General features: G+C 60.2%; 21 protein-coding genes. 14 read left to right on the forward strand and 7 right to left on the reverse strand.

Going from position 1 to position 25,978, the window contains the following annotated elements:
* The first annotated feature begins 296 nt into the window (after positions 1-296).
* The 5 genes from LG409_RS16915 to LG409_RS16935 are packed head-to-tail and all read left to right on the forward strand — an operon-like array spanning position 297 to position 6,126.
* Positions 297-767 (forward strand): GspH/FimT family pseudopilin, encoded by a 471-nt coding sequence (locus LG409_RS16915; protein WP_227407215.1) that lies wholly within the window; start codon positions 297-299, stop codon positions 765-767.
* Positions 768-788: 21 nt separating this feature from the next.
* Positions 789-1,196, forward strand: a complete 408-nt coding sequence (pilV, locus tag LG409_RS16920) for a type IV pilus modification protein PilV (protein WP_144980980.1) — start codon at positions 789-791, stop codon at positions 1,194-1,196.
* A gap of 1 nt (position 1,197) precedes the next feature.
* On the forward strand, positions 1,198-2,241 hold the full coding sequence (locus LG409_RS16925; RefSeq protein WP_144980983.1) for a PilW family protein: 1,044 nt from the start codon (positions 1,198-1,200) through the stop codon (positions 2,239-2,241).
* A 1-nt stretch (position 2,242) separates the two neighbouring features.
* Positions 2,243-2,686 (forward strand): pilus assembly PilX family protein, encoded by a 444-nt coding sequence (locus LG409_RS16930; protein WP_227407216.1) that lies wholly within the window; start codon positions 2,243-2,245, stop codon positions 2,684-2,686.
* Positions 2,683-6,126: a pilus assembly protein gene (locus tag LG409_RS16935; RefSeq protein ID WP_227407217.1), complete on the forward strand. Its 3,444-nt coding sequence runs from the start codon at positions 2,683-2,685 to the stop codon at positions 6,124-6,126. Before LG409_RS16930 ends, LG409_RS16935 begins: the two co-directional genes overlap by 4 nt.
* A gap of 59 nt (positions 6,127-6,185) precedes the next feature.
* Here the strand turns inward: LG409_RS16935 and LG409_RS16940 are convergent, their stop codons facing one another.
* The 3 genes from LG409_RS16940 to LG409_RS16950 all read right to left on the reverse strand — a co-directional run bounded on the left by LG409_RS16940 (position 6,186) and on the right by LG409_RS16950 (position 10,340).
* Complete coding sequence (locus tag LG409_RS16940; protein ID WP_039174945.1) at positions 6,186-7,631, reverse strand: NAD(P)(+) transhydrogenase (Re/Si-specific) subunit beta; 1,446 nt, start codon at positions 7,629-7,631, stop codon at positions 6,186-6,188.
* 16 nt (positions 7,632-7,647) lie between these two features.
* Positions 7,648-9,219, reverse strand: coding sequence for a Re/Si-specific NAD(P)(+) transhydrogenase subunit alpha (locus LG409_RS16945; protein ID WP_096921937.1), 1,572 nt, complete (start codon positions 9,217-9,219; stop codon positions 7,648-7,650).
* Positions 9,220-9,416: 197 nt separating this feature from the next.
* On the reverse strand, positions 9,417-10,340 hold the full coding sequence (locus LG409_RS16950; RefSeq protein WP_016915317.1) for a LysR family transcriptional regulator: 924 nt from the start codon (positions 10,338-10,340) through the stop codon (positions 9,417-9,419).
* Positions 10,341-10,496: 156 nt separating this feature from the next.
* On the opposite strand from LG409_RS16950, the gene speB reads away from it, so the two are divergent.
* Positions 10,497-11,411, forward strand: coding sequence for an agmatinase (speB, locus tag LG409_RS16955; RefSeq protein ID WP_227408142.1), 915 nt, complete (start codon positions 10,497-10,499; stop codon positions 11,409-11,411).
* A 24-nt stretch (positions 11,412-11,435) separates the two neighbouring features.
* Here the strand turns inward: speB and LG409_RS16960 are convergent, their stop codons facing one another.
* Positions 11,436-12,251, reverse strand: coding sequence for an alpha/beta fold hydrolase (locus LG409_RS16960; RefSeq protein WP_039174943.1), 816 nt, complete (start codon positions 12,249-12,251; stop codon positions 11,436-11,438).
* A 395-nt stretch (positions 12,252-12,646) separates the two neighbouring features.
* Between LG409_RS16960 and LG409_RS16965 the strand changes: the two genes are divergently transcribed.
* The 4 genes from LG409_RS16965 to LG409_RS16980 all read left to right on the forward strand — a co-directional run bounded on the left by LG409_RS16965 (position 12,647) and on the right by LG409_RS16980 (position 18,675).
* Positions 12,647-13,576 (forward strand): helix-turn-helix transcriptional regulator, encoded by a 930-nt coding sequence (locus LG409_RS16965; RefSeq protein ID WP_227407218.1) that lies wholly within the window; start codon positions 12,647-12,649, stop codon positions 13,574-13,576.
* Between the two features lie 108 nt (positions 13,577-13,684).
* Positions 13,685-15,760: a TonB-dependent siderophore receptor gene (locus LG409_RS16970; RefSeq protein ID WP_227407219.1), complete on the forward strand. Its 2,076-nt coding sequence runs from the start codon at positions 13,685-13,687 to the stop codon at positions 15,758-15,760.
* A gap of 188 nt (positions 15,761-15,948) precedes the next feature.
* Entirely contained in the window at positions 15,949-17,118 is a 1,170-nt protein-coding gene (locus LG409_RS16975; RefSeq protein ID WP_227407220.1) for a M20 metallopeptidase family protein, read from the forward strand.
* A 51-nt stretch (positions 17,119-17,169) separates the two neighbouring features.
* Positions 17,170-18,675, forward strand: a complete 1,506-nt coding sequence (locus tag LG409_RS16980) for an AbgT family transporter (protein WP_039174934.1) — start codon at positions 17,170-17,172, stop codon at positions 18,673-18,675.
* Between the two features lie 2 nt (positions 18,676-18,677).
* On the opposite strand, the gene LG409_RS16985 is transcribed toward LG409_RS16980, so the two are convergent.
* Positions 18,678-19,574: a LysR family transcriptional regulator gene (locus tag LG409_RS16985; RefSeq protein WP_039174933.1), complete on the reverse strand. Its 897-nt coding sequence runs from the start codon at positions 19,572-19,574 to the stop codon at positions 18,678-18,680.
* Positions 19,575-19,814: 240 nt separating this feature from the next.
* On the opposite strand from LG409_RS16985, the gene dctP reads away from it, so the two are divergent.
* The 4 genes from dctP (at position 19,815) to LG409_RS17005 (ending at position 23,505) form a co-directional block, all read left to right on the forward strand.
* Positions 19,815-20,855 (forward strand): TRAP transporter substrate-binding protein DctP, encoded by a 1,041-nt coding sequence (dctP, locus tag LG409_RS16990; protein WP_227407221.1) that lies wholly within the window; start codon positions 19,815-19,817, stop codon positions 20,853-20,855.
* An 81-nt stretch (positions 20,856-20,936) separates the two neighbouring features.
* Positions 20,937-21,458 carry a TRAP transporter small permease gene (locus LG409_RS16995; protein ID WP_081135974.1) on the forward strand — a complete coding sequence of 174 codons (522 nt, stop codon included), beginning with the start codon at positions 20,937-20,939 and terminating at the stop codon, positions 21,456-21,458.
* Positions 21,455-22,732, forward strand: a complete 1,278-nt coding sequence (locus LG409_RS17000; protein WP_193461709.1) for a TRAP transporter large permease — start codon at positions 21,455-21,457, stop codon at positions 22,730-22,732. Before LG409_RS16995 ends, LG409_RS17000 begins: the two co-directional genes overlap by 4 nt.
* 5 nt (positions 22,733-22,737) lie before the next feature.
* The gene (locus LG409_RS17005; protein WP_186299096.1) at positions 22,738-23,505 is read left to right on the forward strand and encodes a M15 family metallopeptidase; all 768 of its coding nucleotides are present in this window, start codon (positions 22,738-22,740) and stop codon (positions 23,503-23,505) included.
* Here LG409_RS17005 and LG409_RS17010 read toward each other — a convergent pair.
* Together LG409_RS17010 and pobA are read right to left on the reverse strand one after the other, a co-directional pair.
* The gene (locus LG409_RS17010; RefSeq protein WP_189464127.1) at positions 23,502-24,425 is read right to left on the reverse strand and encodes a LysR family transcriptional regulator; all 924 of its coding nucleotides are present in this window, start codon (positions 24,423-24,425) and stop codon (positions 23,502-23,504) included. The genes LG409_RS17005 and LG409_RS17010 overlap by 4 nt on opposite strands.
* A 345-nt stretch (positions 24,426-24,770) precedes the next feature.
* Complete coding sequence (gene pobA / locus LG409_RS17015; RefSeq protein ID WP_227407222.1) at positions 24,771-25,955, reverse strand: 4-hydroxybenzoate 3-monooxygenase; 1,185 nt, start codon at positions 25,953-25,955, stop codon at positions 24,771-24,773.
* Positions 25,956-25,978 lie beyond the last annotated feature (23 nt).

Genomic DNA, 25,978 nt, shown 5'->3' on the forward strand with positions numbered 1-25,978 from the left:
AAGGCGATGATTGCTGGCGCCTCGGATGCATTATTGATGTGTCACAGTTTTATAGCACCTTGCCGATAGCCACAATTTGCATTTTCTGACCAATTCAATAGCTCTCGACTATTGAATATTTTGGCCTTTACGTCGATACCCCTTATACGAGCGTTGACGAGGATGACCGATACCCACGTTCAGGGTTCGTGCCCGTCCCCCTATTAACGCTATACTTTCATGACGTAAAATCAAACAACGATATGATGAATCTGGTCAGGTGGTACTCGGCCTTTCGACTATCAGAGTAGCACTGCATGCTGACGACAAAACGTCTCTCCACCGGCTTTACCTTGCTGGAATTGCTGGTCGCGCTTGCCCTGTTTGCCACGCTGGCCACCATCGCGGTTCCCAGCTTCGCCAGAAACATCCAGGAGAATCGGGTCATCACGACGACCAACGATTACAAGATAGCGCTGAGCTTTGCGCGCAGCGAGGCCGTACGACGTAATCAGACAGTTCGCCTGCAGCCTACCGCCGGAGGGTGGAGCACGGGTTGGGAAGTGATCGCCAACGGTGAAAGCCTGCGCCGCTGGGAGCCCTCTGCGGCGGACCTGACGATCGAAGATGCGCCAGCGAATTTCAGGTTCAACAGCCTGGGGCGGTTGGTGGGTGCCGACTTTACCTCTCAGAATGTCTCGCTAACGCTGGGTGATATCGGCCGCTGCGTGCGTGTGGAGCCTAGCGGAATCTCCCGGGTGCTGACCCAGCGGCAAGCCTGTGACTAACTCAACGTCGAGTATGACCTGATGCCCAAGGCCCAAAGCGGTATTTCACTGCTGGAATCGTTGATTGCCCTGCTGGTGCTGTCGATCGGCCTGTTGGGTGTACTGGGGCTACAAACCCAATCCCTGGTGCATAACCGCGCCGCTTATTTCGAAACCCAGGCCACCAACATGGCACAAGACATGCTGGACAGAGTGCGTGCCAATCGCGAACAAGCCCCCTCCTACACGCTGGGATTAGGCAGCGCCCCCGGAGGGAGCGGCCTTCCCGGCCGTGACCAGACACAGTGGGTAGAGGACCTGGCCGCAGCACTGCCCGGTGGCGAAGGCGGCATCGAGGTGGCCAATCGTCGCGTCAGTGTCACGGTGCGCTGGGACGATACCTCCGCCCCCGACGACGTTCGGCAAATCCAACTGGTATCGGAGCTCTAGCGTGAGCCATGTCACTCCCCCTCAAACCCAGGCGGGTTTTACGCTGGTCGAGCTGCTGGTGGCCATGGTCATTGGCCTTCTGGTCATGGCGGGGGCGACGCAGCTGTTCATTTCGTCGCAGCAGAGCTTTCGCTTCCAGACGGCCCTGGCCGATATGCAGGACACAGGCCGATTTGCCCTGGATACGCTGTCACGCGAATTGCGCCAAACCGACTACAGCGGCGGCTGCGCCTTGCCGCAAACCACCGTGCACGTACGCAACATTGCCGATGCCAGCAGCGCGCCCCTGCCGCTACAGGCATGGCGGGATATCTCCAACGCCGATTTTGCCGACAGCTTGAATAGCCCGCTGGCCAACCAGGACGTGCTGGCGTTTCGAGGCGGCCTGATTGCCCGCACTGGCTTTGCCGATGACTCCTTGGAGATCGCCAGCGTCGACAGCAATCAACAGATCACCTTGAACGCGCAAACAGGTGCCGTGTTCAATCAACGGCTGGTGCTGCTGCAGGGCCTGTTGAACTGCGATATTTTCTATAACACCTCCAATAATGCTAATGATACTAGCGTACTGCGAAAAGCCAGCACCTCGGGTTGGCAGAGTAACGTAGCGGCCAATACCAGCCTTTGGGGTGCTGCCAGCGGGCTCGGCTATCAGTCAGGGCAAGACGTATCGCTGAGCGCGCTGGGCAGTGCCATCTACTACCTGGGCCTTGACCCGGACAACAATGATACTCCAGCGCTGATGCGGCTGGATATCAGTCAAGCCACGCCACGCAATGAAATCTTGGCCAGCCATGTGGTGGCCATGCGGACAGCGTTTCTGGTGGACGATGACTATCTCGCAGCGGATGACATCGACGATGCCCAATGGCCCGCCGTACGGGCGGTACGCATTACCCTGATCGTGCAAAGCGACCGGCCCAACCTGCGCAATGCCGACACCACCCTGGCCGTAGGCAACTTCCGAGGCGCCAACGCCTTTATCGGCGGTGAAGGGCGACTGTATCAGGCGTTCACCACCACCATCGCCTTGAGGAACCGCTGACATGTCGACGCGAGGCCACCCACAGCAAGGCATGGCGCTGGTGCTCAGCCTGATTTTCCTGGCCATCGTGACGATACTGAGCCTTTCGTCCATGCAAGGGGCCATGACACAGGACCGCATGGCCTCCAGCCAACGCGACCACAGCACTGCCTTTCAGGCAGCCGAGGCTGCCTTGCGAGAAGCCGAGACACGCTTGCAAAACGGCAACGATCCTTCGGCAGCATGGACGACCCATGCAATGAACATGGCTGAGCTCAACCGCAACCCACGCTACCGCGTACGCATGCTCGCACCCATCGGCTCACGCTCCAGCAATGAGAGTGGTGAAATCATCGAAATTCTATACCGCGTCGAGGCACAGGGGTTTGGTCGTGGTGAAGACACGAGTGTCTGGCTGGAATCCTTGTTCGTTCGTCAGCAGCAGGTGGAGGTGGCAGTTCCATGACCCAAAGATCCTTTGCTGTATTCATGCTCACCACGGCGCTTACCTTCGGCGCACTGGGGCAGCCTGCCTTTGGTGCGGGTACCTTTCCTCCGCCTACCGACCCAACGCCGACGCCCCCCACCGAGCCCGAACCAACGCCTGAGCCTGAACCTGAGCCACCCCCACCACCGGAACCAGAGCCCCCCATTGGTGGCGGTGGCGACGACCCTATCGATGAAAATTTCGATATTCCCAATGACCGGGTCGGTGTTTCTCCGGCACCTTTGAACGTGGTGAGCCGCGTTCCCCCCAACGTTCTGCTGATCCTGGACAACTCGGAAAGTGGCCAGGAGGGCTTGGATGGCCGAGTCGCCGTGGGCAACCAGTCTGGCGATCGTGAAAACCTGGCGGCCTGCCAACCCAATACGTTCAATGCTTCCGCGTGCCCCGCTGGCGCACGCTCGCCGCTGAGCAAGTCGAGCATCATGAAGCGCGTAGGCCGCGACCTGATCGAGCGTTACCGTGGCGACTTGAACCTGGGGCTGATGGCCTACCAGCAAAACCCCGCCTCGCGTACGCGCGACGCAGCCTTTAGTGGCAGCACCGTCGTATGGCGACTCACCGAGCGCGGCCTGGCGGCACGTTACTCCAGCAATGCCAACCCCAGCTGGTACGACCCGAACTTTGACGGGGCATGGAATGCCACGACCAAGCGCTATCGGGCCAGACTGCCTGGCACCAATATCTATGCGTTCTTCAACGTGGGCGTGCCTGGCTACATGTTCGAGGAAAATTTCTCGACCGGCCTACCGCGCAATGATGTGACCGAGTACTGGCGGCGTATCTCCAACCCGACGGCCACGTCCGATCAATTGTCCGAGCGCTACCGTGGTTTGACCACGGGCGGTTCGAACTCGCCCACCATTGGTGACGGCGTTTCCTACAGCAACCCGGTGAACTCGAATTTCACCCTGCCGCTGGTCGACAGCCTGCGTCAGCGGGGCATCCCCAACTGGGGGGCACACACGGCCTCCATGCAGCTCAACCAGTGGGAGTGGCGGACGACCTCGTCCCCAGGGCTAGGCTACCTGCACGTGCCCATTGGTGGGCTCAATAACGACGGCACGGTAAACGCAGCCCATTGGGAAGCAATCGAGACCAAGCTGGGCACCCAGCGCCACGAGTGGAACGGTAGCGGCAACCCCATGACCGACCCCAGCTGGCCACTGCTGGCAACCGGCCTGACGCCTATCGAAGGCACCATGTACACCGCGCGTGATTATTTTTTGAACAATACAGATAGGGGCAGTTCGTTTGGCACCAACCAGGGGCGCCGTGCGGGCATCTCGATTCCCAACCTCAATAACCCCGATGCGCAGCAGTGTTTGGTGAATGCCAATATCTGGCTGACCGATGGCTTACCCTCGGTAGATCGCTCCGGCAACTCGTTAGGCAACAACGTCAGTGGCGCATTGGCCAGCGCCGAGGCAGCCATCAAACGGCTTTATGACGATACCGGGGCTCGGCTCACAAACCCTGTGCGCACCTACGTGGTCGGCTTCAACCTGCCGCCGGACATCGCCAACCTCCCCAATGTCTCGGACGACCCGCTGGGCGACCTGGCCCGCGCCGGAGGCACCGAGCGCGCCTACTTTGCCAACGACGAAGCCTCGTTGAATCAGGTGATGCAGCAGGTGCTGGGTAGCATCATCGCCGCGTCTCAATCCAATACCTCGGCGGCAGTCAACAGCGACGAATTCGGCGTGGAAGACGGCAATCTGCTCTATACGGCGGGGTTTAGAAGCGAGGACTGGTCAGGCCGCCTGGCGGCTTTTGCCGTTCAAGCAGATGGCAGCAGGAGCAGCCGCTGGAATGCCGAAACGCAGCTTGCACAGCAGGCAGGCAACCGCCGCTTGCTGACGACTCGGCGGCTGGAAAACGGCAGCCGCGCAGGCGCCCTGCTCAGCGCAGAGACCAGCGGCCTGACCAGCGCCGAGGTGCGCTGGCTGCAGGGCGAAAACGTGCAGGGGTTACGCACCCGGCAGTCGTTGCTGGGCGATATCATCAACGCCAATCCGGTGCTTCTGCAAGGGGCTGGCAGCCGCCCGCCGCTGCTGATGGTGGCCGCCAACGACGGCATGCTGCATGGTTTTCATGCCAACACGGGACAGGAGCTATTCGCGTATCTGCCGTCAGAGTTGACACAAGGGGAAGCGCCGCCCATCCGCTCCCTGACGCGTACCGACTATAACCACCGCTACTTCGTCGACGGCACCCCAGCCGTTCGCGACGTCAACATTTCCGGTGGGCCTTCAGCCGTTGCCGTCGGCACCATGGGTGCAGGTGGCCGTACGGTGTTTGCACTGGATGTGAGCAACCCCGCCAACATGGGAGCCAACAGCGTGCTCTGGGAGTTCCGCCATCCGGAACTGGGTACGGGGGTCAGCCAGCCCACCATCACCCAGCTCACCGACGGCACCTGGGCGGCCATCTTCGGCAATGGCTACAACAGCGTTGGCTATCAGGCCTCGCTGTTTGTGGTCAACCTCACGACCGGGCGCCTCATTGCGCATCTCAAAACCAACACCGGTAGCGAAGCGGCCCCCAACGGTTTGGCAACGCCCACCGTCACGGCCTGGCCCAGCTACAACGGTGCACGCTTTGCTTACGCTGGCGACCTGGCAGGCAATATGTGGCGCTTCCCGCTCACGGCAGGCAGCAGCGTCAATCGGCTTTACCAGGGCAGCGCCAGCCAGCCCATTACCTCTGCCCCAGCGGTGACGCTGAGCAGCGGCTCCCCCGATACGCTGATGGTCATGTTCGGCACCGGCAGCTATTTCCGCTCGGGCGACATTGGCAACAATGCCACGCAGCAGTTTCTGGGCATTCAGGACCGTGTCGGCCGCACGACGACCTATGGCACATCGGACCTGTTGACCCAGCGCATTAGCGGCAATGCGTCGCGAGATGGCTTCAACCTGCGGGCGAGCACCAACCTTGCGCCTTCCAGTAACCAGCGCGGCTGGCGCATCGAACTGCCTGCCGGCGAGCGGGTGATTGCCGCCCCCTCGATCTCGAGCAGCCTGCCGCGCCGTGTTCGCTTCTCGACGCTGCTCCCCGATGAATCCGACCCCTGCGGCGGCGGCCGGGAAGGCTTCTTCATGTCCTTGCTGGCCGATACCGGCGGCAGTGGTGGCATGACCACCTTCGACTTCAACGGCGATGGTCAGCCAGACAGCGACGCCACCATCAACGGCGATGCCATCACAGGCCTTCAGGCAGGTACCGGTGAGCGGCTGGTCGGAGTCAACGATGGCCAGGTAGAGCGCCTGTTCGTGGGTAACCCCGACGATCCCAGCGCGTCTCCCAATGGCGATGGTTCCATCACCATCGGCTTCAACGCCGACCACCTGGGCCGTCGCGCCTGGCGGCAGCTCACCGACGAAGAGACCGACGGCTGACCAACCTGCCAACAAATCGGGGAGCCCATGGGCTCCCCGATTTCATCTTCCAGCGTCACTCATCCTTCGACCAGCGGTAGCAGGGCATTCACGCTATCCCGTGCATCGCCGTAGAACATTCGCGTGTTCTCCTTGAAGAACAGCGGGTTCTCGATGCCCGAGTAGCCGGTGCCCTGGCCACGCTTGCTGACGAACACCTGCTTGGCTTCCCACACCTTGAGTACCGGCATGCCCGCGATGGGGCTATTGGGGTCCTCTTCGGCGGCGGGGTTCACGATGTCGTTGGAGCCGATGACGATGACCACGTCGGTGGTGGCGAAGTCGTCGTTGATTTCGTCCATTTCCAGCACGATATCGTAGGGCACCTTGGCTTCCGCCAGCAGCACGTTCATGTGCCCCGGCAAACGCCCAGCCACCGGATGAATCGCAAAGCGCACGGTTTTACCCGCAGCGCGCAGCTTGCGTACCAGGTCGCTGACCGCCGCCTGCGCCTGCGCCACGGCCATACCGTACCCGGGCACGATGATGACACTATCGGCGTCGTTCAAGGCCGAGGCAACGCCGCTGGCATCGATGGCCACCTGCTCGCCTTCGATCTCGGCGGCAGGCCCCTGAGTGCCCCCAAAGCCCCCCAGAATCACGCTGATGAAGTTGCGGTTCATCGCCTTGCACATGATGTAGGAGAGAATGGCCCCGGAGGAGCCCACCAGGGCGCCGGTCACGATCAACAGGTCATTGGAGAGGGTGAAGCCCACTGCCGCCGCCGCCCAGCCGGAGTAGCTGTTGAGCATCGACACCACCACGGGCATGTCCGCCCCGCCGATGCCCATGATCAGGTGGTAGCCAATGAAGAACGCCAGTGCCGCCAGCAGGAGCAGTGTCCAGAAGCCCGCGCCATTGAGGTACAGGATCGCCAGCAAGAGCGACAGCGCCGCCGCCCCGGCATTGAGCCTATGCCCACCGGGCAGTTGGCGAGGTTTGCCATCTACCTTGCCAGCCAGTTTGCCAAAGGCCACCACGGAGCCGGTAAAGGTCACCGCGCCGATGAAGATGGCGAACACGACCTCGATCTGCAGAAAGGTCAGCTCGTCCGGTGCCTTGGTGGCCACCAGCGCAGCAAACGCAGAAAACTCCTGCATCACGCCATCGGCAGCCCGCGCGGCCATCACCCGGCGACGCTCCAGGTCGGCACTCCAGGCCACGAACACCGCCGCCAACCCGACAAAGCTGTGCAGCGCCGCGACCAGCTGAGGCATTTCGGTCATCTCGACCTTGCCCGCCACGTAAATCCCTATCCCGGCGCCGATCACCATCATCGGGATCAGCCACCCGTAGCCGCCAATACCGGGGCCGAAGGCGGTGAACAGCACCGCCACCGCCATCCCGACGATGCCGTACCATACGGCACGTTTGGCCTTTTCCTGGTTGCTCAGCCCACCCAGCGAAAGAATGAACAGCACGCTGGCCGCAATGGCCGCGGCAGATACGAACCCTTGTCCTAGCATATCGTTTCTCCGCCGCTCAGGATTTCTGGAACATGGCCAGCATCCGGCGTGTCACCTGGAAGCCACCCACGATATTGATAGACGCGATCAGTACCGAAATCGCCGCCAGTACGCTCACCACACCGCTCCCCGACCCCATCTGCAGGATGGCCCCCAGGATGATGATCCCGGAAATGGCATTGGTCACCGCCATGAGAGGCGTATGCAGCGAGTGGCTCACGTTCCAGATCACCTGGAAGCCAATGAAGCAGGCCAGCACGAAGACGATGAAATGCTGCATGAACGACGCTGGCGCGACTTGCCCCAGCAGCAGCATCACGGCACCGCCTGCCGCCAACAGGCCGACTTGGCGTTTGGTCTGTGCTTTGAAGGCCGCCTGTTCGGTGGCCTTCTTCTCTTCCGGCGAGGGCTGCTTCTCTTTCTTCTTCGGCTTGGCCGCGCCAATGGCTTTGACCTTGGGCGGGGGTGGCGGAAAGGTGATTTCCCCCTGATGGGTCACCGTGGCCCCACGAATCACGTCGTCATCCATATTGTGGTGGAGCACGCCATCCTTCTCCGGCGTCAAGTCACTGAGCATATGGCGAATGTTGGTGGCATACAGCAACGACGCCTGGGTGGCCATGCGTGAGGGGAAGTCGGTATAGCCAATCACCACTACGCCGTTATCGCTCACCACGCGCGCATCGGGCTGGGTGAGGTCGCAGTTGCCGCCCTTTTCGGCGGCCAGATCGACGATCACCGAGCCGGGTTTCATGGCCGCCACCATGTCGTCCAACCACAGTTTGGGCGCGGGTTTGCCAGGAATCAGCGCCGTGGTGATGACGATGTCCACCTCGGGCGCCTGCGCGCGGAAACATGCCAGCTGCTTTTCCCGAAACTCAGGGCTGGAGGGCGAGGCATAGCCACCGCTTTCCGCGCCGTCCTGGGCGTCTTCGAAATCGAGGAACAAAAACTCGGCGCCCATGGACTCGATCTGCTCGGAAACTTCCGGGCGCACATCGAAGGCGCGCACCACAGCCCCCAGGCTGGTAGCGGTACCGATTGCCGCCAACCCCGCCACGCCCGCCCCGATCACCAGCACCTTGGCAGGGGGCACCTTGCCCGCGGCGGTCACCTGGCCAGTAAAGAAGCGGCCAAAATTGTTGCCCGCCTCGATCACCGCCCGATAGCCCGCAATGTTGGCCATGGAAGAGAGCGCATCCATCTTCTGGGCCCGGGAGATACGCGGCACCATGTCCATGGCAATCACGGTGGCGCCTTGGGCTTTGCAGGTTTCCAGCAGCGCTGCGTGTTGGGCTGGCCAGAAGAACGCGATCAGCGTTTGGCCTTCGCGCAGCCGCTGCGCTTCTTGCTCGGAGGGCTCCCGTACCTTGACGACCACGTCGGCTTCTTGCCATAGCGCCTCGGCATGTTCGACCACGGTGACGCCAGCCGCCCGGTACGCCTCATCACTGAACCCAGCCCCGGCCCCCGCACCCGCTTCTACCAGGCACTCATGGCCCAGCTTGTGGAGCTGCTGTGCGCTGTCCGGCGTCAGCGCGACCCGCGCCTCGCCTTTAGCACTCTCTTTTGGTGCGCCTATTTTCACACGCGTTCTCCCTGGTTAGCCCGCCCTGCGCACGCCTCTCCCCGTGTATTGCCAACCTCAGAAGCGGGTACGCCGTCGTGTCATGGCAACGTCATGGCGTTGCTCGTTAGCAGTTTAGGATCTAACGCCAGGCCCGCCAGTGGCCATTCAACCTTCGATTCAACCCGGTTGTAGAGCGACGACATCCTGGGGCACTGCTAGCGGGTGCTGCTGCTGGCAAAGGCCATCAGTTGATCGGTGAGCCACACGTTGGCTGGGGCATTGAGGTAAAGCTGATGCTGGATCAGCGTCATGGTGAGGGCGGGCAGCGCGGCGGGCGGCGTCACCATGCGTACCGGCAGCATGGCCACGAAGCGCTCGGCCATCTGGCGTGGCAGGGTCATGATGGCATCGGTGAGGGCAACCACGCGGGCAGCGGCAATGTAGTTCAAGTTCTTGGAGATGACACGGCGCGTCAACCCGTGCTGAGCCAGGCAGTTCTCGATGGGGCTGGGCAGCAAGCCGCTGATGTCGGCCAACTCGACGTGCGCCAGCTGAGCAAACGCCTCCAGCGCCAGCGCATCCCCCACGTGGGGGTTGTGCTGCGCCACCAGGCACACCAGCTCCTCATGCAGCCAGGGGGTTTGCACCACGCCACTGGGCAGCGACGATTGGCGATCCAGCCCCACCACCATATCCACCTGACGCTGCTCCAGCGCCTCGTTCAGCACGTCGGGGGTAATCAGCTCTATCGAAAAACTGAGACCGGGCGCACTGCGCAGCAGCTGGCTCAAAAACGCCGGGTACATGACCTCCTCGAAATAATCCGTGGTGGCCAGGGTGAAGCGCCGCGTACTGGTGGCGGCTGCAAAGGTCGCGGGGGGCGCCAGCCCCGCCTGCAGGGCGGCCAGGGATTGCTGCACGACCGGCAACAGTGCCAAGGCACGGGGGGTCGGCTGCAGCCCTTGCCCGGAACGCACCAGCAGCGGGTCATCCAACGCTTCACGCAGGCGCTTGAGCGCATGACTCAGGGCAGGCTGGCTCAAATGGAGCTTTTCCGCCGCACGGGTGACATGGCGCTCGCGCATCAGCATCTCGAAGACGAGCAGCAAATTCAGGTCAAAATGGCGTAACGAACGCATGAGGGCTCACTATCCATAAGATGAATGATTTCATTCTAAACATTCATTTCATTCATCGCCAAAAATTCCTTATCGTCGCGCTTTCTCGCCTCGCGAACCACGTTTCCCCCGCTGCACGCTGATAGGAGAACACATTAGGTGAACCCATCGCAGATCATGCCGAGCCTGTTTGGTGACGTCATCTCCACCTTCATGGGGGTACCCAAAGCCACCGACCCAAGCGCTACCGACGCCGAGGTCGTGGTCAGCGGTGTGCCGTTTGATCTGGCCTGCTCCGGCCGCTCGGGCACGCGCATGGGGCCTAATGCGATTCGCCAAAGCACGGCCAACCTGATTTGGGAAGGCAAGCGCTGGCCGTGGGATTTTGCGTTGGAAGAGCGCCTGCGGGTGTGCGATGCCGGCAACCTGGACTACGCTTATGGCGAACCAGAAAGCCTGATCGACAACCTGGAAAGCCACGCCATGCGCTGGCTGAAAGCGGGTAAAAAGATGCTGACGCTGGGCGGCGACCACTACATCAGCCTGCCGCTGCTGCGTGCCCATGCCCGTGAACACGGCCCGCTGGCGCTGATTCATTTCGATGCTCACACCGATACCTACGAGCAAGGCACACGCTATGATCACGGCACCATCTTCCATCATGCACTGAAGGAAGGCCTGGTCGTCCCGGAGCATTCACTGCAGATTGGTATTCGTACCAGCTATGACCGCCACAACCACCCTTACGAGGTGCTGGACGCCGACTGGGTGAACGACCACGGCCCGGCGGCAGTGCTGGAGCGCATTCGCGCGCGGGTAGGTCATCACCCCGCCTACGTGACGCTGGATATCGACGGCCTCGACCCGGCCTTTGCGCCCGGCACCGGCACCCCCGTGTGCGGTGGTCTCTCCACGGACCTGATGCTCAAGGTGGTTCGCGGCATGGTCGGCATGGTCGGCATGGAGCTGGTGGGCATGGACCTGGTGGAAGTCAATCCGGCCTATGATCACGGCGACATTACCTCGCTGGCCGCCGCCACGTTAGGGCTGGAATTCCTCTACACGCTGGCGGCTTCCAAGCCCGTCAAGTGATGGCAAAGCCGCCTGGGCCATCGCTCAGGCAGCTTTGTTCAGCCAGCGAATGACCTGCTCGGCGACGGCGTCCGGGTGGGTCATGTGAATACAATGCCCTTTGGTCGGCATGACGCAAAGCTGGCTGTTGGGCATCAGCTGATGCACGAACTCGCCCACGGCCACGCTGGCCAGCTTGTCATCTTCGCTTTGCAGGATCAGCGTCGGGTGTTCCGAGATGGGCAACAGGTAACGATAATCGGAAAAGAACGTTGCCACGGCAAAGGTCTTGGCCACGGTCGGATCGGTGGAGCAGAAACTCTCCGACAGCTCGCCGACGAGGTCTTCAGTGCCCTCTTCCCCCACCACGATAGGCGCCAGGTACTCGGCCCAGCCGGTATGGCTGCTCTCCATCAAGTCGATCAGCGCATCCAGGTCGGCCTTTTCGAACCCACCGAAATAGTCGGGGGGCATGTTCAAAAAGCACGGCGAAGGGCACACCATCACTTGCCGGGTAATGCGTTCAGGCGCCTGCGCGGCGGCCAGCAAACCGATATTGCTGCTGACGGAGTGGCCAATAAAGACGGTGTTGGTCAATTCCAGCGCTTCACACACTTCGATGACATCTCGGGCATAGCCATCCAGCGTACTGTAGCGAACCTCGTTGAAGTCGGATTTCAGCGAATCCCCCGACCCTACGTAGTCGAACAGCACCAGGGTATAGGTATCTTTCAACCTGGGTACCAGGTACTGCCACATGTTCTGATCGCAGCCAAACCCATGGGCCAGGATCAGCGTGGTGTCGCCGCTTCCCAGGATCTTGACGTTATTACGAAACATCACCCGCTCTTTGGTCAGCATAGGTCCTCACTTGGTGGCACACCGTGCCATACCAAAGGTCACTCCAGGGCCTGATCCACCTTCCTGCCGGTCATGCCCGCCATCGTTCATACTCTCGTCTGTGCCATCGTTACATAACGAAATGGCGATGGACACTCCGAAATCGTGAACGATTGTTTCTCACGAGCCACCACCTGCCACGAGAAAATATCCTCGGCCCACCGCACAAGCAAAACAGTCGTTATTGTTAATGATTGGCATTAATATTAATATCGGTGAACCATTACGAGCGATGCGTTCCCATCGCTTCGTGGGCGTGGCCCTCATCCGTTGCCCACCATGACACGTGCCGACCAGACTGTCGTCATTGGCCCTCTCGACCAAGGTAAGCATCGCCCCCGACAGGAGACAGCGAGATGACCCGGGCTGCCATTGATCGGATCACCGTTGCAGATTTTCTCGATTACGGCCAGCGCTACTGTATCGAATACCGCTTTCCTGCGTTGGCATACCCACTGGAGCGAGCCAGCCAGCTGCCTGTCGCCCAAGGGCGAGTCGAGGAAAGCCTGCTGTTTCCTGGCGTCAAGCTGGTGCTCTCTGACATCGAGGTCGTGCACCCCTATGCCTCGCACTCTCTGGGCACGGCGGCATGTCTGGTCATCGTCGTGATCGAAGGGCGTGTACGCCTGGGAACCGACAATGAACGGCACTGGCTGACCGCAGGACAAGCCCATACTGTCTGCCTGAGCGACCAACATTTTCTCGACGCCTACCAGCCAGAAGGGCAAAGGCTTCGCACCCTCTCGCTCTCCCTTGATGCCACTGCTTTGCAGCAGTGGTGCGGCGAGCCGCTGCCCACCCAGTCCATCACCTGGTCTCTGCCGCCTGCCCTGCACCTGTCGTTGGAGCATGGCGTTCAGTCGCCCTTGACGGGCCATGCCCGACGCCTATTCTTCCAAGGGCTGGCCCTACAGCTAATGGCTCAGGGGCTCTCCCGCCCCCACCAAGCGCCGCTTCAGGCCACGGCTTCTCCTGGCCGCTTAGCGGCTATTCGGCGCCTGCTGGAGGAATCCCCCGAACACGAGCATCGACTAGAGGTATTAGCCGCCAGGGCGGCCATGAGCCCCAGTACATTAGTGCGTCACTTCAAGCTGGCTTATGGCTGTTCACCCACCGACTACCTGCGCCGATTGCGCCTGAACCGAGCCCGCAAACTGTTGCTCGATGGGCACACCATCCAGCAGGCAGCACACTTGAGCGGTTATCGTCATACCAGCAACTTTACGACCGCGTTTCGGCGCGCTTTTGGCGTTTCACCAAGCGCTCTGACGAAACCCTCACCTTGAGCGCCGCCTGCTGGCTATGCATAACGAATTGCTCAGCTTGCATAACCCAACGGGACGTTTAAATGGAATAATTCTCATTACCAAAATAATTCACGTCGAGAATTATCCATGCCCCCGTTAAATCGCCTTTCCCTAGCCGTCGCCATGGCCTCCGTCACACTTTCCATGCCGCTTCAGGCCGATACATCGCTGGAAACCCTCACCGTGACCGCCAGCGCTGCCACGAAGACAGACACACCTTTCATCGAGACGCCCCAAGCGGTTTCGCGGGTCGAGCGTGACGATTGGGAGGCCCGTGGCGCAGAAACCGTTCAGCGAGCAGCCGACTACACTTCTGGCGTCTTCACCAACCAGATCGGTGCTTCCAACCGCTACGACTACCTGGTGCTGCGTGGTTTCGCCGACGGCAGTATCAACAACACGTTCCTGGATGGATTGAAGGTCATGAGCGATGGGGGCTCCTATAGCTCACTCTCCATCGACCCTTGGTTTCTAGAGGCCATCGAAGTCGTCAAGGGACCTGCCTCCGTGCTTTACGGACGCGCCTCGCCTGGGGGATTGGTGGCCCAGACCAGTCGTCGACCCGAATTCGAACCAGGTGGCGAGCTACGACTGCGCGTGGGCAATAACGCCCAGCGCAGCGCCGCATTTGACGTGACTGGCCCACTGGATGCCGAACGGCGTGTCGCTTTCCGCCTGACGGGGTTGGCGGGGGCTTCCGACACGCAGTTCGGCCCTGTCGAAGAGCAGCGTTATGCCATTGCTCCGCAGTTGAGCTGGGATATCAGCGACGATACCAGCCTGAACCTCCATGCCTACTTGCAGCGAGACCCTGAAGGAGGCTATCACTCTGGGCTTCCTTACGAAGGCACGGTGGTAGACCGCAACGGACGACGTATCTCTAATGCCTTCTTCGAAGGCGAGGATACCTTTGAAAAATTCCGTCGCGATCAAACCATGGTCGGTTACGAATTCGAGCACCGTTTCAACGATGCACTCAGCGCCCGCCAACGGCTGCGCTACACCGAAACCGATGTCGAGCTGGATCAGGTATATGCCTTTGGCTGGGCCTCGGCCACCGAACTCGCGCGCTACTACTCTGGTGGCGACGAGTCGCTTGATGCCCTCACCGTCGACAACCAGCTGGAAGCCAGGCTGTCCACCGGTGCTTTGAACCATACGCTCTTGTTCGGCCTGGACTATCAGCAACGCGACAACGACGTGACCTGGACCTCAGGCGCCTTCCCGACCATCGATGCGTTCAACCCAACCTACGGCGCAGGCCCCAGCGTCATGTACCCAGAGGTGCGCCAGCACCGTGCGCTGGAGCAAACCGGCGTTTATCTACAAGATCAGATGTCCTACGGCCACTGGCACGCCAACCTGGGCCTGCGCCACGACTGGGTCGACATCACCAATACCGACCAGGACAGCGGTGACACCAGTTCACTCAATGATACCCAGTCGAGTGGCCGCGCCGGGCTGCTGTATCGCTTCGACAGCGGGGTCGCGCCTTATCTTAGCTATACCACATCGTTCAGCCCCAACAGCACTACCGACCAGAACGGTGACCTGCTGGCCCCGTCCGAAGGCGAGCAGGTGGAGCTGGGGGTGAAGTATCAACCTCCTGGCACTCGCGACCAGTACAGCATTGCCCTCTTTGATATCACCCAAGAGAATGTGGCCACCAAACTGCCCAATGAAACCTTCCATCGCGCCACCGGCAGAATCGAGTCCCGTGGCGTCGAGCTAGAGGCGCACCATCGGTTCACCGACGCCCTCTCCGTGCAGGCTGCTTACAGCCACACCGATGTCACGTTAGCCAAGACCGACGATGCCAATGAAGGCAACCGCAGTAATCAGGTTCCCCGCCACCAGTTGGCCGTGTGGGGCAACTATACCTTCCAGTCAGGTGCCCTGGCGGGTGTGGACACAGGTCTTGGCTTTCGCTACCACGCAGATATCCAGGCCGATGATGCCAACACCGAAAAAGTGCCCAACTACACCCTGGTCGATGCCACCTTGGGCTATGACCTGAGTCGCGTGGGCCTCGACAACATGTCAGCGCGGCTCAATGCCACCAATCTGCTGGATAAAGAGTACGTGGCCTCCTGCTACGACCTGAATTTCTGCTATTTCGGTGCCGAGCGCAGCGTCACAGCCTCGTTCCACTACTCGTTCTGAACGACCCACTCCCGCAGCCTCATGACATGAGCGGCTGACTGACAGTCAGACATCCAGCCGCTCGCTATCATCGAGTGTTGCTTTCAAGGCAACAAACTCACCCTGCCAGGCACTCGTTCCTGCCCGTCAAGTCGCTTAGCGTTATAGAAGCCCATAACGACACAGACAACGGCACCAGAGGACAGGAAATGCCTTATACCCCTTTTTTCAATGACGCACAGGTCGAAACAGCGGTTGCCATTCGGCACCAGCTGCACCAACACCCAGAGCTGAAGTTCGAGGAGACGCAGACCGCCCGCCTCGTGGCCCAGCGCTTGCGCGACCTGGGGTATCACGTGACCGAAGGTTTGGCGACCACCGGCGTCATGGCCGAGCTGGACACCGGCCGCCCCGGCCCCGTGATCGCCTTTCGGGCCGATATGGATGCCCTGCCCATCAGGGAAGCCAACGCGTTCGAGCACCGCTCCCAGCGCGACGGGCTGATGCATGCCTGCGGCCACGACGGGCACACCGCCACGCTGCTGCTGGCCGCAGAAGCCATCATCGCCCAGCGCGACCAGCTTTGCGGCTACATCAAGCTGCTGTTTCAACCCGGTGAAGAGGGCGGCAACGGTGCGGATAAAATGGTCAAGGCCGGCGTGCTCCAGCACCCGCAGGTAGAGGCCATTTTTGGCTACCACAACCGCCCGGGCTTTCCCGTAGGGCAACTGTTCGTCAAACCCGGCCCGGCCATGGGCGGTAACGATACCTTCAAGATCACCTTGTCGGGCGTATCGGGCCACGCTGCCATGCCGCATCTGGCGGTCGACCCCATTTATGTGGGGGCGTCGCTGGTGCAGCAGTTGCAAGGGCTGGTGGGCCGCCACAAATCACCGTTGGAAGCTGGCGTGATCACCGTGGCCGCCTTTCATGCGGGCGATGCCGCCAATGTCATTCCGGGCACGGCAGAGCTGCTGGTCAATATTCGCAGCGACCGTGAAAGCTCACGCAACGCCCTGGTGGGCAAACTGGAACAAGTGGTGGCCGGGGTGTGTGCCGCCCACGGCGCCCACTTCTCGATGGAGCATCAGCACCAGATTCCGCCGCTGGTCAACGACGCCGAATGGTCACGGCAGGTGCTGGCCATCGCTACCGAGCAGGGGGTCAGCCCAGACATCCAACAGCTGGATTACATGCCCACCATGGGCGCCGAAGATTTTGCCTTCTACCTGCAAGAGGTGCCTGGCTGCTTCTTCTTCGTGGGCAATGGCGACAGCGCGTACCTCCACAACGAACATTACGACTTCAACGATGCCATCTTGCCGGTGGCCGCCGGGATGTTCGTGGCGCTGGCCCGTTCACTGCTCCAGCGCCGTTGAGCGACACCTCCAACACGATTGCAATAACAACGTCTCAACAAGGATTCACTCATGCAAGGTGTTCTGACTTCCATTGAACGGGTGGGCAACAAGCTGCCGCACCCCTTTATTCTGTTTACTGTGCTCGCCGCCCTGGTGGTCGTTGTCTCGGCCCTGCTGTCGGCACTGGGCGTCTCGGCCATCAACCCCCAAACCGGCGACGAGGTCGTCGTGCGCAGCCTGCTATCGGCCGAGGGGGTCGAGTTCATGCTGACCAGCGTGGTCAGCAACTTCGTGAACTTTCCGCCGCTGGGGCTGATTCTGGTGGTGATGTTCGGTATCGGCCTGGCCGACAAGGTGGGCTTGATGTCGACGCTCATGCAGGTCAGCGTGGCCAAGGCTCCCCCGTCGCTGCTGACGTTTTGCGTCTTCATGGCAGGCATTTGCGGCAGCATTGCATCAGATGCCAACTACCTGATTTTGATTCCCCTGGCGGCCATGGTCTATTACTCCGTTGGCCGCCACCCGGTGGCCGGAGCCGCGGCGGCCTATGCCGCCGCCGGGGCTGGCTTCGATGCCAGCCTGTTCATCACCGTCGGGGATGCGCTGTTCGCGGGCATCACCACGGAAGCAGCGCGGCTGGTCGACCCAGAGGCGTATGTCTCGCCCGTCGACAACTACTACTTCGTTGCCTGTTCGGTCTTCGTGCTGGCGATGGTCGGCACCTTGCTGATCGACAAGGTCGTGGAGCCCCGTCTGCAGCGCACGCTGCCCATGAGCAAGGACTTCAAGACCGACGTGGTAACCCCTGAGCTGACCGCTTCGGAACGCCGAGGCCTCAAGCGCGTGGGGCTGGCAACGCTGGCGTACATCGCGCTGGTGTTACTGGCCGTGCTGCCGGAGGCCTCACCGCTGCGCAACGATGACGGCGGTTTGATTCCCTCGCCGTTTTTGAGCTCTCTCGTTCCGCTGATGTTTCTCTACTTCGTGACGATTGGCCTGGTGTATGGCATCACCACGGGCAAGATCACCAGCAGTCGCGACGTCCCGCAGCGCATGGCCGAATCTGCCAGCGACCTGGCCCCCACCCTGGTGCTGTTCTTTGCCATTTCCCAGTTCATCGCCTATTTCGGCTGGTCGGCACTGGGGCAGTATATCGCCATCGAGGGCTCCAACATTCTCCAGAACACGGGCTTCACCGGGCTGCCGCTGGTGGGCGCGTTCATCGTCATGAGCGCCACCCTCAACATCTTCATGACCAGCGGCTCGGCCCAGTGGGCGTTGATGGCACCGGTGTTTGTGCCCATGCTGATGATGATCGACTTCGACCCGGCCTTCGTGCTGGCGATGTTCCGCATCGGTGACTCCAGCACCAACATCATCTCGCCCATGAGCCCCTACTTTTCGGTGGCACTGGTGTACATGCAGCGTTACAAACCGGACATGGGGCTAGGCACCTTGATCGCCACCATGCTGCCCTTGGCCATGGGCTTTTTACTGGCCTGGTCGGCGTTTCTGATGTTCTGGTTGATGATGGGATGGCCCATCGGCCCAGGGGTCTACATGATGGCGAACTAGCCTTACTGCATCGCTTTCATCAGCTTCCACAAATAGTCGGCAGCGGGCGACAGCCTTCTGCCGACGCGACGTACCAGATTGCCCTGGCTACGGGCGGCCATGGGGTGATCGATGGGCACCGCCTGCAGCAACCCCGCCTCGATCTCGCTGCGCGCCGCTGCCGCCGTCATGAACGCGACCCCCACCCCTGCACTGGCCATGCGCCGGGCCACCGAGTGCAAATTGCAGCGATACGCGGGTGTGGCTGGCTGCCCCGCTGCTGCAAACAGGGCATTCACGAACTGCTGCGACCCGGACACCTCCGGCAGGAAGATCAACTTCTGCTGCAACAGCTCTGCCACGCTCACGCTGGACTGCCTGGCCAAAGGGTGAAACGGCGCCACCAGCGCACACAGCGGCCCCCGCTCGAACGAGTGCACCACCAGCCGAGGGTCCGAAATAGGGCCATAGGTAATAGCGATGTCCACTTCATCGTTCGCCACCATGTCATGGGGTTCACGCGGGTAGTAGATGCCGGTCTTGATCTCGATCAGCACCTCAGGGTAGTGCTCGGCAACGCGCCGCATCACGTGATTGATGAAACTGTCCACGAACCCATCCCCCACCGACACCACGACCTTGCCCGCCTGCAAATTGCGCAGCCGCGCCAGCGTATCGGTCAGCTCGGCATTCAAGCGCCGCTGGGCCAGAAAGCCTTCCACGACCAACTGGCCAGCCTCGGTAAGCATCACATGACGCCCCTGGCGCTCCAGCAGCGCCATGCCCAGCGCCTGCTCCAGCGAGCGCACCTGCCGACTCACCACGGAAGGGTTCAGCTGAAGATGCTCGGCCGCCGCGCGAATCCCCCCACAGCTACTGACTTCCAGCAGGTAGAAGGCCCGTTTATCGAGAAGGGTCATAGGCGTCACCAGAATCGTCTCCAGGCGTGGAAAGGGCACTCTTTCGTTGCAATTAAAACAACACTTTCAGGATTGCATAGTCAACACGACAACCTCTACGCTGCTTGAGAGGCCCGTGACTGCCAGCCTATTCGTTTAACTGACAACTCACAGCAGTTTACTCGGCTCATGACTTATTAAAAAAACAGCGTCACAACAACTTTCCCGTCGTCATCTCGCACGGGAACACAGGAGACGAACATGATGTTTGATGCATCTCGCAAGTCGATCAAAACACTAGCCACTGCCTGCCTGGTGGGTAGCGCCATGATGGCCACACAGGCCATGGCGCAAACCACCATCAACCTGGGTTACAACGGCGCACCGGACCCCGATAAAAATGCGGTGCATGTGTTTGCCACCAACCTGCAATCACTGGTCGAAGAGAAAACCAATGGCGAGATCCAGCTTCGCCTTTACCCCAATAGCATGTTGGGTGAAGAGCAGGAGCGCATGGAGCAGACCATGAGCTCGCCCATGCTGAATATCGCGTCCTTTGCAGGCGTGTCGCCGATTGCCGATGAAATTTTTGTCAGTGCCATCCCGTTTCTATTCGATGACTTCGATGCTGCACGCGACTTCTTCGATGAAGGCAGCTATTGGCAGGAAGTCGAGAAAGTCGTCAAGGAGCGTTCAGGCATCGACATGTTGGCGGTCGTTGAAGAGGGCGGCTTTTTAGCTTTTACCAACAACAAGACGCCTATCTCTCACCCTGATGACTTCGCAGGTCTGCGCTTTAGAGCCATGGACCCCAGCCAGGTCGCCCTGTACGAAGCCTTTGGCGCATCCGGCACCCCCATCCCGTGGACTGAAGTGTATATGGCGCTGCGTACGGGCGTCGCCGATGGCCAAATGAATCCCCCCATGTACATCATTCTGGGCAGCCTGCATGAGGTACAAACCTACCTCACGCTGGCCAACATCCAGTACTCCAATCAGTTTCTGGTGGGTAACGGTCAGATGATCGAGGGCTGGGAGGAAGAGACGCGCAACGCTTTCCTGGAAGCCGTCGCGGAAGCCAACCAGCAGGCTCGCGAGCATAATGAGGCCCAGGTCGAAGAACGCATTGCCTACCTGGAAGAGCAAGGCATGGAAGTCATTCGCCCCTCGGAGGAAGAGCTGCTGGCCTTTCGGGAAATTGGTCAGCCCGCTTACCTCGAATGGCTCAGCGAACGCGGCATTGACCAGCACTGGATAGCACTGGCTCTGGAAGATGCCGGGCAAGAAGAGCTGCTCGACTAGCCGCTCGTACTGCGCTCATCCACTCAGCGGGGACAATGGTCAAGCCGTCCTCGCTGACTTCACCTTGCGGACAAGACTCTCATGCACGCGCTTCGAACTCGCATGCTGGCGGTGACCCGCCCGCTTTCCCTGACGGTGGCTGCCCTGCTGCTGCTCACCAACCTGGGGGTCATCATTTATGGCGTCATCATGCGCTACTTCGTCGGTGGAGCCCCCATCTGGACTGACGAACTTTCCCGCTTTCTCATCATTGGTACGGTACTCATCGCTGCCGGGGCCGTGTGGGTCGAAGGCAGCCATATGCGTGTCGCATTGATGGAGCGCCTGCTGCCTGCACCACTGGCACGTTTGCTCAACCTCTATCAATGGCTGTTGACCCTGGGCGTGGCCGTGGGGGCTGCCTGGGTAAGCTATCGCTATGCGCAGTCGGTCAGCATGTTTACGACGTCAGGGTTAGGCGTAAGCCGCACCCTGCCGCTCATGTCCATGCCGATTGGGTTTTCGCTGTTGGCCTGGCACGTCTTTTGGTATGGGCCCGCGCCGCTGCCAGGCCTTCTGGAGCCCACTCCCCAAGAGCAAACCGATGCAGGGGAACCGTCATGATTCTGGCCATGTTGGGCGTCTTTCTGGTACACGTGCTGCTCGGGCTACCGCTGTTCATCGCGCTGCTCACGACGGCACTGGTCGGCTTTTTATTCGTTGACCCGACCATGATCCCGCGCATGATGCCGCAGCAATTCTTTGGCGGTATCAATGCCTTTTCTCTCATGGCCATTCCCCTTTTCATCCTGGCCGGCAACCTGATGAATGCCAGCGGCCTGACCGAGCGGTTGATGGGGCTGGCCCGCTTGCTGGTCGGCCACCTACGCGGAGGCATGGGGCATGTCAACGTGGTGTCCAGCGTCTTTTTTGCAGGCGTCAATGGCTCTGCGGTCGCGGATACCTCGGCACTTGGTTCACTGTTGGTGCCCGCCATGGAAAAAGAGGGCTACTCACGCGCCTTTGCCGCAGGCCTCACCGCCGGTAGTTCGCTCATAGGGCCGATCATCCCTCCGAGTATTTTCATGATCCTGTATGCGTCGCTAACGAATACTTCTGTCGGTGATCTATTCCTGGCGGGCATTATTCCAGGCCTGCTGCTCGGCGCCGCCTTCATGGGCATGAACGCCTGGTACGCCTGGCAAGTGGGCCTGCCGAAAAGCGGCAAACTGCCCAGCGTCAAAGCGATTGGTCTGGCCACGCTCGTCGCGCTGCCAGCGCTCATCGCACCGGTGATCATTGTGGCGGGTATCGTCCTGGGGATCGTCACTCCAACGGAGTCTGGAGCACTCACTGCGCTCTACGTGGCGCTGTGCGGTGTCGTGCTAGGCGGGCTGAACATCACTCAGTGCTGGCAAGCCATCAAGGATACCGCCCGTTTGACCTCGGCTATTTTCCTGATCATGGCCGCCTCGGCCACGATCAGTTGGTTATTGTCCTACGCCCAGGTGCCTCAGCAGTTCGTCATGCTGCTCGCCCCCTATGCGGAGAGCCCAGTCATCATCTTGCTGCTGCTCAGCGCCATCACCTTCATGACGGGCATGTTCATGGAAGAAGTGTCTGCCCTCATGTTGCTGACACCCATTTTTGCCCCCGTCGCCATGATGGCCGGTATCGATCCGGTGCACCTTGGGGTCATCATCACGCTGAACATCACGATTGCGCTCATCACCCCACCCATGGGTGCCTGCGTCTTTGTGGCAGCCGCTGTGAGCCGACTGGAAATCGTCTCGCTGTTTAAAACCATCTGGCCCTTCGTGCTCACTGCCATTGCCGTATTGCTGCTACTGATTTTTTTCCCATCGTTGACGTTACTTCTGCCTAGACTACTTGGATAACCGAGATGCCCACTGCTTCAGCCACTGCTTCGACGGCCTTGACGGCCATTCCCGGTCAGCCCTCACCCGACTGGAGCACCGTCAGCCGTATTGCTATTCAGGAGTGTCACGAACGGCTGCTTCCCATGAGCCTGGCACCTTCCCCTATCGTGGTATTTCCCGCCTACGCCCGTTTGGGCATTCCCGGCGCCATTCCTGAGTGCTTCGTACGTGAAGGGGTATATCGAGCCTTGCTAGCCGTGGCGCGCTCTCTCCCTGAGGGCATCAAGCTACTGGTGCTCGATGGATGGCGACCCTGGCGTGTTCAGCAATACCTGTTCGATACGCTGCATGAAGCGATTCGGCATCAGCACCCTCAGGCAGAAGAGGCAGAGCTACTGACCCGAACACGTGAATTCGTTTCCTTGCCCAGTCGTGACCCTGCTGCGCCTAGCCCCCACCTCACCGGAGGCGCGGTGGATGTCACGCTCTGCGATGACGATGGCATCCCGTTGGACATGGGAACGCTGTTCGACGAAGCAGTGCCCGCGTCACATACCGACCACTACGAGCACCTCGACACGTCATCCACAGAGCAAAGGCACGTACGCGACAACCGTCGGCTGCTTTACCATGCCATGCGCCAACAAGGCTTCACCAATTTGCCCAGCGAATGGTGGCACTTCGATCTGGGTGACCAGCTATGGGCTCATTATGGAGGTCACCCGCACGCCCGTTACGGTCCGGCAGAGCTCGATACCATCGAAAACCGCTGGCGACGCCACATCCGTTAACACAAGCGAGGGGCATCGGCAGAGAAAAAACGCATGCCCCGACGCAGGTGCTCGACACAGGTAGTCGCGGCGACGGTCAGCTGGCGGCCTTCCAGACTCACGATCTGTGCCCGCGCACCGCTCATGATCGGATAGGCCATGGGCAGTGCAGTGATCTCGCCTCTGGCTATTTCATCGGCAACCGTCAATTCAGGCATGAAGGTCACCCCGATGCCTGAACGCACGAAGTTCTTGAGAACCGACACTGAGTTGGTGTGCAGGCGAGCATCCAGATAACGGCGCTCCTGATGGGCTACCATGTTGACCATCTGACGCATACCAAACGGGTTATCCATCAGGGCCAACGGCCAAGGCTCGATATCGCTCAAGTGGGCAGCCCGTGACAGGCGCCCAAGGGGGTGCTCTGGTGGCACGATCAGGTCCAGCGGTTGCCGCGTTTCCACATGGCAATGTATCTGCGGGTCTACGGGGGGCGCATAGAGTAACGCCAGGTCGACCTCCATCTCCTTCACCAGGGTCATGGCTTCATTGACGCCCGCCATGCGAATTTCCACCTTGATACCCGAAAAACGCGACATGAACGCCCCCAGGGGCGCCGCAATCAGGTCAGCAATAAACCCTTCACCGACGGCAATGCGCACCTCACCTCGAGCCATTTCCTGAATGGCCATCAATTGGGACAGCACGGCCTCTTCCGACAACCGCTGAGCATGATAGTGTTGAATGAGCAGCCGCCCTGCCTCGGTAGCCCGCATGCCGCCACCGTGACGCTCGCATAGCTGCACACCCAGCTCCTCCTCCAGGGCTTTCAACTGTCGGCTGAGTGCAGAGGCGTCTACATTGATATGCGCGGCGGCCCTCCGCAATGAGCCACGGCGTACCACCTCGTTTAGATATAACAGCGCACGCTGGCTAAGCATGTGTAATCCTTGAATATAAAATTCAGCAAGAACTGGTGCATTGATCGCGCCGTAGCACAATCCATCATGCCCACCTCTCAGCACCAGCTCAATGGATTCGATATCAAGGAAACCGCATCTTCATGTGCTAAAGGTTGGGGAGGTCATGAACCTGCAAAGACGCTCAAGGCTCTACCTTTGCCTGAGCCGAGGCCGTGATAATCTCGCCACCATGATCGGTCTTGCAGCCTAGGTAAGCCGTGGGCAGTTCACCGGGATGTGGAGTGGCAAGAGACTTCAGTGATGGTGGCTGCTCTTAAAAAAGCCCAGGCAAGCGCCTGGGCAAGGAGGATATACGGCGTTGCGTTACTCTAACGACTCATAGGGTAGTCCAACGTAATTTTCCGCAATGGTAACAAGGCCCGCGTCAGAGCTTGTCACGTACTCCAACTCAGCGAGCTGCATACGGCTGTTGAAGTCTTCTTCATCCGAAAAATTGTGCAGCATCGAAGTCATCCACCACGAAAAACGCTCTGCCTTCCAGATACGCTTCAAACACGTCTGCGAATAACGTTCGAGCAAGTCCGTTCTGCCTTCCTGATACACCTTCACCATTAACCGATAAAGTGTATGGACATCGCTGGCGGCCAGATTGAGACCTTTCGCCCCGGTGGGGGGCACAATATGCGCCGCATCACCAACGAGGAAGAGCCGCCCATACTGCATGGGCTCGACAACGAAGCTGCGCAGTGGCGCAATGCTCTTTTCGATGGATGGCCCCGTTACCAGTTGGTCAGCGACCTCTTGGGGTAAGCGACGTTTTAGCTCTTCCCAGAATCGCTCGTCAGACCAGTTCTCCACTTGTTCGTCCGAGGAGACCTGCAGGTAGTAGCGGCTGCGAGTGGCGGAGCGCATGCTGCACAGGCTGAAGCCACGCGGGTGCCGAGCGTAGATCAGCTCTTCAGATACCGGGGGGGTATCAGACAACACGCCCAACCAGCCAAATGGGTATACCTTTTCAAACGTTTTGAGGCGGTCCTGAGGTATCGACTGCCGCGAGACGCCATGGTAACCGTCACAACCTGCAATGTAGTCACAATCGAGCCGGACCGTTTCCCCATTTTTCTCAAAGGTGATGTACGGCTGGTCGCTTTCCAGGTCATGGGGTTGGACGTTTTCCGCTTCGTAGATGGTTCTTGCGCCAGCTTTTTCCCGGGCTTCCATCAGATCACGGGTCACTTCCGTCTGGCCGTAAACCATGACCTTCTTGCCACCTGTCAATTCATCAAGCGCAATGCGCACACGGCGGCCATCGAAAGCCAGCTCGAAGCCGTCGTGTGGGTATCCCTCTGCCTTCATTCGCTGGTCTACCCCGGCTTCCTCCAACAGGTCTACCATGCCTTGTTCCAGCACGCCGGCGCGGATACGGCTCAGCACGTACTCACCGCTACGGCGCTCCACAATGACGTTGTCAATGCCTTGACGGTGTAATAGCTGCCCAAGCAGTAAGCCAGAAGGTCCTGCGCCAATGATGGCCACTTGCGTCTTCATGGGGATGCCTCTTCGTTATCGTT

The organism is Halomonas sp. NyZ770 (assembly GCF_020616575.1).
GTDB lineage: Bacteria > Pseudomonadota > Gammaproteobacteria > Pseudomonadales > Halomonadaceae > Vreelandella > Vreelandella hamiltonii.

Excerpts from the sequence above, each read along its gene's own strand:
- LG409_RS16915 (WP_227407215.1), top strand. The coding sequence starts at position 297 with ATGCTGACGACAAAACGTCTCTCCACCGGCTTTACCTTGCTGGAATTG.
- pilV (WP_144980980.1), top strand. The coding sequence starts at position 789 with ATGCCCAAGGCCCAAAGCGGTATTTCACTGCTGGAATCGTTGATTGCC.
- LG409_RS16930 (WP_227407216.1), top strand. The coding sequence starts at position 2,243 with ATGTCGACGCGAGGCCACCCACAGCAAGGCATGGCGCTGGTGCTCAGC.
- LG409_RS16935 (WP_227407217.1), top strand. The coding sequence starts at position 2,683 with ATGACCCAAAGATCCTTTGCTGTATTCATGCTCACCACGGCGCTTACC.
- LG409_RS16940 (WP_039174945.1), bottom strand. The coding sequence starts at position 7,631 with ATGCTAGGACAAGGGTTCGTATCTGCCGCGGCCATTGCGGCCAGCGTG.
- LG409_RS16950 (WP_016915317.1), bottom strand. The coding sequence starts at position 10,340 with ATGCGTTCGTTACGCCATTTTGACCTGAATTTGCTGCTCGTCTTCGAG.
- speB (WP_227408142.1), top strand. The coding sequence starts at position 10,497 with ATGCCGAGCCTGTTTGGTGACGTCATCTCCACCTTCATGGGGGTACCC.
- LG409_RS16960 (WP_039174943.1), bottom strand. The coding sequence starts at position 12,251 with ATGCTGACCAAAGAGCGGGTGATGTTTCGTAATAACGTCAAGATCCTG.
- LG409_RS16965 (WP_227407218.1), top strand. The coding sequence starts at position 12,647 with ATGACCCGGGCTGCCATTGATCGGATCACCGTTGCAGATTTTCTCGAT.
- LG409_RS16970 (WP_227407219.1), top strand. The coding sequence starts at position 13,685 with ATGCCCCCGTTAAATCGCCTTTCCCTAGCCGTCGCCATGGCCTCCGTC.
- LG409_RS16975 (WP_227407220.1), top strand. The coding sequence starts at position 15,949 with ATGCCTTATACCCCTTTTTTCAATGACGCACAGGTCGAAACAGCGGTT.
- LG409_RS16980 (WP_039174934.1), top strand. The coding sequence starts at position 17,170 with ATGCAAGGTGTTCTGACTTCCATTGAACGGGTGGGCAACAAGCTGCCG.
- LG409_RS16985 (WP_039174933.1), bottom strand. The coding sequence starts at position 19,574 with ATGACCCTTCTCGATAAACGGGCCTTCTACCTGCTGGAAGTCAGTAGC.
- dctP (WP_227407221.1), top strand. The coding sequence starts at position 19,815 with ATGATGTTTGATGCATCTCGCAAGTCGATCAAAACACTAGCCACTGCC.
- LG409_RS16995 (WP_081135974.1), top strand. The coding sequence starts at position 20,937 with ATGCACGCGCTTCGAACTCGCATGCTGGCGGTGACCCGCCCGCTTTCC.
- LG409_RS17000 (WP_193461709.1), top strand. The coding sequence starts at position 21,455 with ATGATTCTGGCCATGTTGGGCGTCTTTCTGGTACACGTGCTGCTCGGG.
- LG409_RS17005 (WP_186299096.1), top strand. The coding sequence starts at position 22,738 with ATGCCCACTGCTTCAGCCACTGCTTCGACGGCCTTGACGGCCATTCCC.
- LG409_RS17010 (WP_189464127.1), bottom strand. The coding sequence starts at position 24,425 with ATGCTTAGCCAGCGTGCGCTGTTATATCTAAACGAGGTGGTACGCCGT.
- pobA (WP_227407222.1), bottom strand. The coding sequence starts at position 25,955 with ATGAAGACGCAAGTGGCCATCATTGGCGCAGGACCTTCTGGCTTACTG.